General features: G+C 68.5%; 7 protein-coding genes. 4 read left to right on the top strand and 3 right to left on the bottom strand.

Translation table 11 applies throughout. The annotated features are described in order from the left end of the window. Positions 1 to 27: 27 nt before the first annotated feature. The 3 genes from ACESLR_RS08660 to aroB are packed head-to-tail and all read right to left on the bottom strand — an operon-like array spanning position 28 to position 4176. Positions 28 to 1881 (bottom strand): SPOR domain-containing protein, encoded by a 1854-nt coding sequence (locus ACESLR_RS08660; RefSeq protein WP_373054359.1) that lies wholly within the window; start codon positions 1879 to 1881, stop codon positions 28 to 30. 11 nt (positions 1882 to 1892) lie between these two features. After that, positions 1893 to 3083: a deoxyguanosinetriphosphate triphosphohydrolase gene (locus ACESLR_RS08655; RefSeq protein ID WP_373025441.1), complete on the bottom strand. Its 1191-nt coding sequence runs from the start codon at positions 3081 to 3083 to the stop codon at positions 1893 to 1895. Continuing rightward, positions 3067 to 4176, bottom strand: a complete 1110-nt coding sequence (aroB, locus tag ACESLR_RS08650; protein WP_373025440.1) for a 3-dehydroquinate synthase — start codon at positions 4174 to 4176, stop codon at positions 3067 to 3069. The genes ACESLR_RS08655 and aroB overlap by 17 nt, the downstream gene beginning before the upstream one ends. 180 nt (positions 4177 to 4356) lie before the next feature. Here aroB and rpsU point away from each other — a divergent pair, with 180 nt between their 5' ends. From rpsU to hemE, 4 genes are all read left to right on the top strand, one after another. Beyond that, positions 4357 to 4572, top strand: a complete 216-nt coding sequence (rpsU, locus tag ACESLR_RS08645) for a 30S ribosomal protein S21 (protein ID WP_012981683.1) — start codon at positions 4357 to 4359, stop codon at positions 4570 to 4572. A 41-nt stretch (positions 4573 to 4613) separates the two neighbouring features. After that, on the top strand, positions 4614 to 5063 hold the full coding sequence (locus ACESLR_RS08640) for a GatB/YqeY domain-containing protein (RefSeq protein ID WP_373025439.1): 450 nt from the start codon (positions 4614 to 4616) through the stop codon (positions 5061 to 5063). A gap of 100 nt (positions 5064 to 5163) precedes the next feature. Then, positions 5164 to 6570 carry an FAD-dependent oxidoreductase gene (locus tag ACESLR_RS08635; protein ID WP_373025438.1) on the top strand — a complete coding sequence of 469 codons (1407 nt, stop codon included), beginning with the start codon at positions 5164 to 5166 and terminating at the stop codon, positions 6568 to 6570. Between the two features lie 8 nt (positions 6571 to 6578). Beyond that, entirely contained in the window at positions 6579 to 7634 is a 1056-nt protein-coding gene (gene hemE / locus ACESLR_RS08630) for a uroporphyrinogen decarboxylase (RefSeq protein WP_373025437.1), read from the top strand. Positions 7635 to 7697: the final 63 nt, after the last annotated feature.

Raw genomic sequence — 7697 nt, 5'->3', positions numbered from 1 at the left:
CTTCGTGGTGAACAAGCTGCCTGGGGATTAGTCGCGGACTGCGTTCTGGACCGAGCCGATGGAGCGGATCCAGGGTTGGTCGCGGCGCACGGCCTCCGGCAGGTCTTCCGCGGCGCGCTGGGCGGCAGCCCGGTCGGGGAACACCCCGGCGAGGATGACCACGAAGTCACGGTCGTTGACCCGCGTCGGGATGTAGCGGATGCCGCCCAGTTCGTGCTGGTCGGCATAGGCCCGCGCGTCGGCCATGTTCGGCGCGGCCAGCAGCTGGATGGTCGTGGCGCCACTGTCTTGATCGTCAAGCCAGTTGCGGTCGCTGCGCAGGCGCTCGGCGTCGGCCTCGTCCGCGGCAAGCCCTTCGGCGGCAGGTTCCGGTGCAGCTTCGGGCTCGGGCTCGGGCTCGGAGGTCGGGTCGGGTTCCGGAATCGGTTCGGGCTCGGGCTCCGGCTCGGCCTGCTCGGGCTCGCGCCCCGTGTCGGGGGCAGCAGGGTCCGGACTGTCGCCTTCCGCCGGGGTCGATTCGGCCTCGGCCGGAGGTGGCAGGTCCAGCGGGTCACCAAGCGCAAGCTCGTCGTCGCGCGGCGGCTCCGGGTCGGCTTCGGGGGGCGTTTCCGGCTCGGCCTCGGTGACGTGCGGTTCGGGCAGGGGCAGTTCGATGATCTCGCTGTCGGCGGGCGCGGGATCGCCCTCCAGTAGCTGCCAGACCACCGGTGCGGCAATACCCAGGGCCACGGTGATGGCCACGGCCGGGACGAACCAGCGCTGGTTCCAGAATGCCGCGTTCTCCGTCACTGGAGGTTCGGGGATGCGGTTGTCCGCGTCGATGCCGCCCGGTTCGCGCGCCTGGCGTTCGGTCGCAATGCCGGATTCCGGCGTGTCGGAGGGGGCGGTCGAGGCGAGGGCCTCGGCCGCGGGTGTGAAGTCGTCCTCCGCATCACGACTGGTGGGCATCGCCGGCTCGGCGGCCGCCTCTGGTCCGGTATCGGGGGAGGCGGTGAACACGGCCTCTTCGGCTCGCGGTTCGCCTGCCGCGCCCCCTGCGGTGCCGTCGGTGTCGGCCTCGGAAGCTTCGCCGGCGGCGACGCCGGGAACGGTACTGCTGGAGGCGGCTGTGGCGCCGGCGCGGCGTTCGCTGCGGCACTGGCGCTCGAGGAAGCTGTTGGCCTCGCGGTTGAGGTTGCCGGGCAGGCCCTGGCTGGTCGTCTGCAGGTGGTAAATGGTGTCCGCATCCAGCAGGCGCTCCGGGTCGGCGAGGCCTGCCGCCTGTAGCCGGTGGCGCAGGTAGGCCGCCGTCTGCTCCAGGTTGAACGCGCGCAGGCTGACGCGGGTGACCTGGTCCTCGTCGGCGGGGTCGGGGAGGTAGAGGCGCCGGCGCAGCAGGCCGCCGGAACCGACCAGGACGATGCGCGGGGCGCGGCCGTGCTTGGCGAGGACCTCGCTGCGCATGCGCATCAGGTTGTTGACGATGTCGGTGCCCACCAGGTGGGCGTCGTCCATCGCGATCACCGGGTCGACCCCTTCGGCGACGCGGTCGGCCAGGAGTTCGGTCAGGGGGCGGTCGGGATCGTCCGCATTCTGCGAGCGCAGGTAGTTGCGAATGGTGTTGTCCACCGACTCGAACTGGGTGTTGATGCGGGCGCGGAAGGCGATCAGCTCGAACGGATCGGGCAGCATGGCCAGGAGGCGCATCAACTGGAGGCTGCGGCCGGATCCGTTCTCGCCGGTCATCAGCACGACCGCGCCGGGGCCGTTCAGGGCCGCGCGGGCCGATTCCAGCAGGCCGTCGAGCAGGGGGTCGCTGTAGACGAAGGTCTCGTCGGGGGCGTCGTCAAACGGCGGTGTGTGTAGGCCGAGTTGTTCCAGGCATTGTTCGGAAAGTGCCATCAGATTCGGTCTCAGGTCAGCGTGCCCAGGTCGAACAGGCGGTGGTGTTCGCGGATGGCGTGGCGGTCGGTCATGCCGGCAATGTAGTCGGCGACGGCCCGCTGCGCACCATGCGGGTCGTGGGCGCCGATGTCCTCGGCGTGGCGCTGGTAATTCTCGGGCATCAGGCGAGGGTCTGTCTCGAACGCGGAAAACAGGTCGTGGATCAACTGGCGGGCCTTGTGCATCACCCCGTGTACCTGGTGGTGATGGTAGAGGTTCTTGCGCAGGAAGCCCTTGAGTTCGCGCGCCTGTGCAGCCATTTCCGGGCTGAACCGGATCAGCGGCTCGCCGGTGCGGCGCACGTCGTCGGGGTTTTGCGGGCGGCGCTGGTCGATCGCGGCCTGGCTGGCCTCAATCAGGTCGCCGACCAGGGCGTCGATCATGCGTCGCACGGTTTCGTGCTGGGTCCGCCGTGGGTCCAGCCCGGGATAACGGGCCTGGACCGTCTCGCGGCATTCGCGAAACAGGGTGACCTCGGCGAGGCCGTCCATGGTGAGCAGGCCGGAGCGCAGGCCGTCGTCGACGTCGTGATTGTTGTAGGCGATTTCGTCGGCCACGTTCGCGAGCTGGGCCTCCAGGCTCGGCTGTTCCTTCTGCAGGAAGCGCACGCCGATCTCGCCCAGCTGGCGGGCCTTCTCCGGCGAGCAGTGCTTGAGGATGCCCTCGCGCGTCTCGTAGGTCAGGTTGAGGCCGTTGAAATCGGCATAGTGGCGTTCCAGTAGGTCGACGATGCGCAGGGACTGCAGGTTGTGCTCGAAGCCGCCGTGCTCGCGCATGCAGGCATTCAGCGCGTGCTGTCCAGCATGCCCGAACGGCGTGTGGCCGAGATCATGAGCCAGGGCAATGGCCTCGACCAGGTCTTCGTTCAGCCGCAGGGCGCGCGCGATCGAGCGCCCGATCTGGGCGACCTCCAGCGAGTGGGTCAGGCGGTTGCGGAACAGGTCGCCCTCGTGGCTGATGAAGACCTGGGTCTTGTACTCCAGCCGGCGAAAGGCACTGGAGTGGACGATGCGGTCGCGGTCGCGCTGGAAGTCACTGCGGTGGCGGGGTTCGGCCTCGGCCTGCGCGCGACCGCGCGACCGCGCCGGGTCGCAGGCCCAGGGCGCCAGGCCCGGCGCGGTCGTGCTGGGGGTGGCCGTGGCTTCAGGCGACACGGGCATGCTCGTGCAGGGTGTGCTCCAGCGCGGTCTCGTCGAATTGATCGGTCAGGATGGCCTCGCCGATGCCGCGCAGCAGCACCAGGCGCAGGCGCCCGCTGGCGACCTTCTTGTCGATGGCCATGAGTTCGCGGAAGCGCTCCGGGGTGACCGCGGCCGGGGGTTCCAGGGCGAGGCCGGCGCGGCGGATCAGGGCCTCGGCGCGTCCGCGCCCGGCGCGGTCCAGCCAGCCCATGCGCTCGGACATGCGGGCGGCCATGGCCATGCCGGTGCCCACGGCCTCGCCGTGCAGCCAGGCGCCGTAGCCCATGCCGGCCTCGATCGCATGGCCGAAGGTGTGGCCCAGGTTCAGCAGGGCGCGCATGCCACCCTCGCGCTCGTCGGCGGCGACGATCTCCGCCTTGCAGGCGCAGGAGCGGCGGATGGCGTAAGCCAGGGGCTCCGGCTCCAGGGCGCGCAGGGCGTCGATGTGCTCTTCCAGCCAGGCGAAGAACTCGGCGTCGCGGATCAGGCCGTACTTGATGACCTCCGCCAGGCCCGCCTGCAGCTCGCGTTCGGGCAGGGTCTTCAGGGTGTCGGTGTCGATGACGACGGCACGTGGCTGATGGAAGGCCCCGATCATGTTCTTGCCCAGCGGGTGGTTGACCCCGGTCTTGCCGCCCACCGACGAGTCCACCTGGGCGAGCAGGGTGGTCGGCACCTGCACGAAGTCGATGCCGCGCTGGTAGATCGCGGCGGCAAACCCGGCGATATCGCCGACGACGCCCCCGCCCAGGGCGACGATTCGGCTGCCGCGATCCAGTCGGGCCTCCAGCAGCCGGGTCAGGATGGTCTCCACGGTGGCCAGGGTCTTGTGCTGCTCGCCGTCGGGCAGTTCGATCCACAGCGGCTCGCCGCTGATGGCGCACTGGCTCAGGGTTGCCCGCAGGGCCTCGCCGTACAGCGGGCCGACCGTGGTGTTGGTCACCACGGCGACGCGCCGGCCCTCCAGCGCCGGACGCAGCCATTCCGGGGCGGCCAGCATGCCCGGACCGATGTGGATCGGGTAGGCGCGTTCGCCCAGTTCTACATTGAGGCTTTCCATGCCCGTCATCATAGCGTGCGGGTTGGCGGCGGCGTAAGCGGGGCATCCCCCACGCTGCGGATCGCTTCACGGACTTTTGCAATTGCTGCGGGTTGGATTACCATAGGGAGTTCTGCATGGTCGCCCGGAGTGTTTGGCGGCCAGTTTTGTTGTTTTTGATCGAGATGATCCAGCATCCGTTTCGGAGATTGTATGCCGCACGTACGAGTTCGTGAGAATGAGCCCTTCGAGGTTGCCCTGCGCCGCTTCAAGCGCACCTGCGAGAAGGCTGGCGTGGTCGCGGAAGTCCGCCGCCGCGAGTACTACGAAAAGCCGACCACCGAACGCAAGCGCAAGGCCGCGGCCGCGGTGAAGCGCCAGCTGAAGAAGAACTCCCGCGATATGACCCGGCGGGTGCGTCTGTACTGAACCCCCCGTCCGGGTGGCTGCCCGGACCCGAGGACCCGAAGATGTCGCTCAAGGCCCGGTTGCAGGATGACGTGAAGCAGGCCATGCGGGCCCGGGAAAAGGACCGCCTGGCCGCCTTGCGCATGATTCAGGCCGAGGTGTCGCAGTTCGAGGTTGACGAGCGACGCGAGGCCGATGACGACACCGTGCTGGCGATCCTCAACCGCATGCTCAAGCAGCGGCGCGATTCCATCGATCAGTACCAGAAGGGCGGGCGTGACGACCTCGCTGACCGCGAGGCCGCCGAGATCGTCATTATTGAGAACTACATGCCCGAGCCGCTGGACGCGGCGGCCCTCGATCAGCTGGTGCAGGAAGCGATCGCCGAGACCGGCGCCGCCGCCCCCGGTGACATGGGCAAGGTGATGGGTGTGCTCAAGCCGCGGGTGTTTGGCCGCGCCGACATGGGGCAGGTGAGTCAGAAGGTCCGGTCCGCGCTGGGGAATTCTTGACCGGCCTGCCCGGTTGGCCGTAAAGCCCTCCTAACCTGAACGCAACAACGGGGAACCCGTGGCGTCCGCGCCTGCGAGAGTTCGCCGGAGCGAGTGATCCATGGCTTCCAATCCGATGCAGTTCCTGGACCTTCCGCGCCAGGACCCCCAGAAGACCCCCGCCGAGATCCGGATCCACGAGTTCGGCGAGATCATCGGTCAGTTCGATCCGGCGACCGCCGGGCAGCAGGCCGGGCGCTGCCTCGCTTGCGGCAATCCCTATTGCGAATGGAAGTGCCCGGTTCACAACTTCATCCCGAACTGGCTGAAGCTGGTGGAGGAGGGCAACCTCTTTGCGGCCGCCGAGCTGTCGCACAAGACCAACTCCCTGCCCGAGGTCTGCGGCCGCGTGTGCCCGCAGGATCGCCTGTGCGAGGGTGCCTGCACCCTGAACGACGGCTTCGGCGCGGTCACCATCGGCTCGGTCGAGAAGTACATCACCGACGAGGCTTTGAAAGCCGGCTGGCGGCCGGATCTGTCGGACGTCACCCCGACCGGCAAGCGTGTCGCGGTGATTGGCGCCGGTCCCGCGGGGCTTGGCTGCGCCGACATCCTGGCACGCAACGGTGTGCAGGCGGTGGTGTATGACCGCTACCCGGAGATCGGCGGCCTGCTGACCTTCGGCATCCCGCCATTCAAGCTCGAGAAGCACGTGATTCGCACCCGCCGCGAGATCCTAGAGGGCATGGGCGTCGAGTTCCGCCTGAATACCGAGATCGGCCGCGATATCGCGATGGACGCCCTGCTGGAGGAATACGATTCCGTGTTCCTCGGCATGGGCACCTACACCGCGATGCAGGGTGGCTTCCCGGGCGAGGATCTGCCGGGCGTGTATCCGGCCCTGCCGTTCCTGGTCTCCAATGTCCGTCAGGTGATGGGATGGCCGCAGGAAGACGGCGGCGCGTTCATCGACATGGCCGGTCAGCGCGTGGTCGTGCTGGGTGGCGGCGACACCGCGATGGACTGCAACCGCACCTCGATCCGCCAGGGTGCGGCGTCGGTGACCTGCGCCTACCGTCGCGACGAAGATAACATGCCGGGTTCGCGCAAGGAGGTCGTGCATGCGCGTGAAGAGGGCGTGCACTTCGAATTCAACGTGCAGCCGGTGGAGATCGTCGGCGACGACAAGGTCGAGGGCGTGAAGGTCGTGCGCACTCAGATGGGTGCCCCGGACGAACGCGGCCGCCGCCGCCCCGAGCCGGTCCCAGGCTCCGAGCACGTGATCCCGGCCGACCGGGTGCTGATTGCCTTTGGCTTCCGCCCGTCGCCCTCCGACTGGTTCGCCGACTACAAGATCGGCATCGACGAGGGGGGGCGCGTGCAGACCGCCGGCGACCACGCGTTCCAGACCGGCAATCCGAAGGTGTTTGCCGGGGGCGACATGGTGCGCGGGTCCGACCTGGTGGTCACCGCCGTCTTCGAGGGCCGTGAGGCCGCCGAAGGCATCCTCGAATACCTCGGCGTTTGAGCCTTTCAATGTCCCAGACCCTGAAGAACGATCGTCTCCTGCGGGCCCAGTTGCGCGAGCCGGTGGATCGCCCGCCGATCTGGATCATGCGCCAGGCCGGGCGCTACCTGCCGGAGTACCGCGAGACCCGCGCCCAGGCCGGCAGCTTCATGAGCCTGTGCCAGAACCCGGAACTGGCCTGCGAAGTCACCATGCAGCCACTGCGCCGGTTCCCGCTGGATGCGGCGATCCTGTTCTCCGACATCCTGACCATTCCGGATGCGATGGGGCTCGGCCTGTATTTCGAGACCGGCGAGGGCCCGCGCTTTCGCGAGCCGGTGCGCACGCTGGGGGCGATCGAAAACCTCCCGGTGCCGGATCCCGAGCAGGAGCTTCGCTACGTGATGGACGCGGTGCGCCTGATTCGCCGCGAACTGGACGGTGAGGTCCCGCTGATCGGCTTTGCCGGCAGCCCGTGGACCCTGGCGACCTACATGGTCGAGGGGCAGGGTTCGCGCGACTTCGCCGAGACCAAGCGGCTGATGTACGGCGAGCCGCAGGCAATGCACGCCCTGCTACAGAAAGTGGCCACCGCAGTGACGGATTACCTGAACGCGCAGATCCGCGCCGGTGCCCAGTCGGTGATGATCTTCGACACCTGGGGTGGCTCGCTTACCCCGAGGGCCTATCGCGAATTCTCGCTGGCGTACATGCAGCGCATCGTCGACGGGCTGATCCGCGAGAGCGACGCCCGCCGTGTACCGGTGACGCTGTTCACCAAGGGCGGCGGAGCGTGGCTCGAGACGATGGCCGACACCGGGGCAGATGTCCTCGGGCTGGACTGGACCATCGAAATCGGCGAGGCCAGCCGCCGGGTTGGCGACCGCGTGGCGCTGCAGGGCAACCTCGACCCGTCGGTGCTCTACGCACCGGAGGCGGTGGTGCGCGAGGAGACCCAGCGTGTGCTGGACGGCTTCGATCGCGATACCGGGCACATTTTCAATCTGGGCCACGGTGTCCATCCGGGGATCGACCCCGAGCGAGTTGCCGCGATGGTCGACACCGTTACCCACTACCGGCGCTAGCCTGCCGGAGTCCCGGAGTCCCGGAGTCCCGGAGTCCCGGAGTCCCGGAGTCCCGGAGTCCCG

The sequence above is a fragment of the Thioalkalivibrio sp. genome (assembly GCF_041685615.1).
Classification (GTDB): domain Bacteria; phylum Pseudomonadota; class Gammaproteobacteria; order Ectothiorhodospirales; family Ectothiorhodospiraceae; genus Thioalkalivibrio.
Note: the sequence above shows the minus strand (reverse complement) of the source record. Positions and strands in the feature narration are given on the sequence as shown.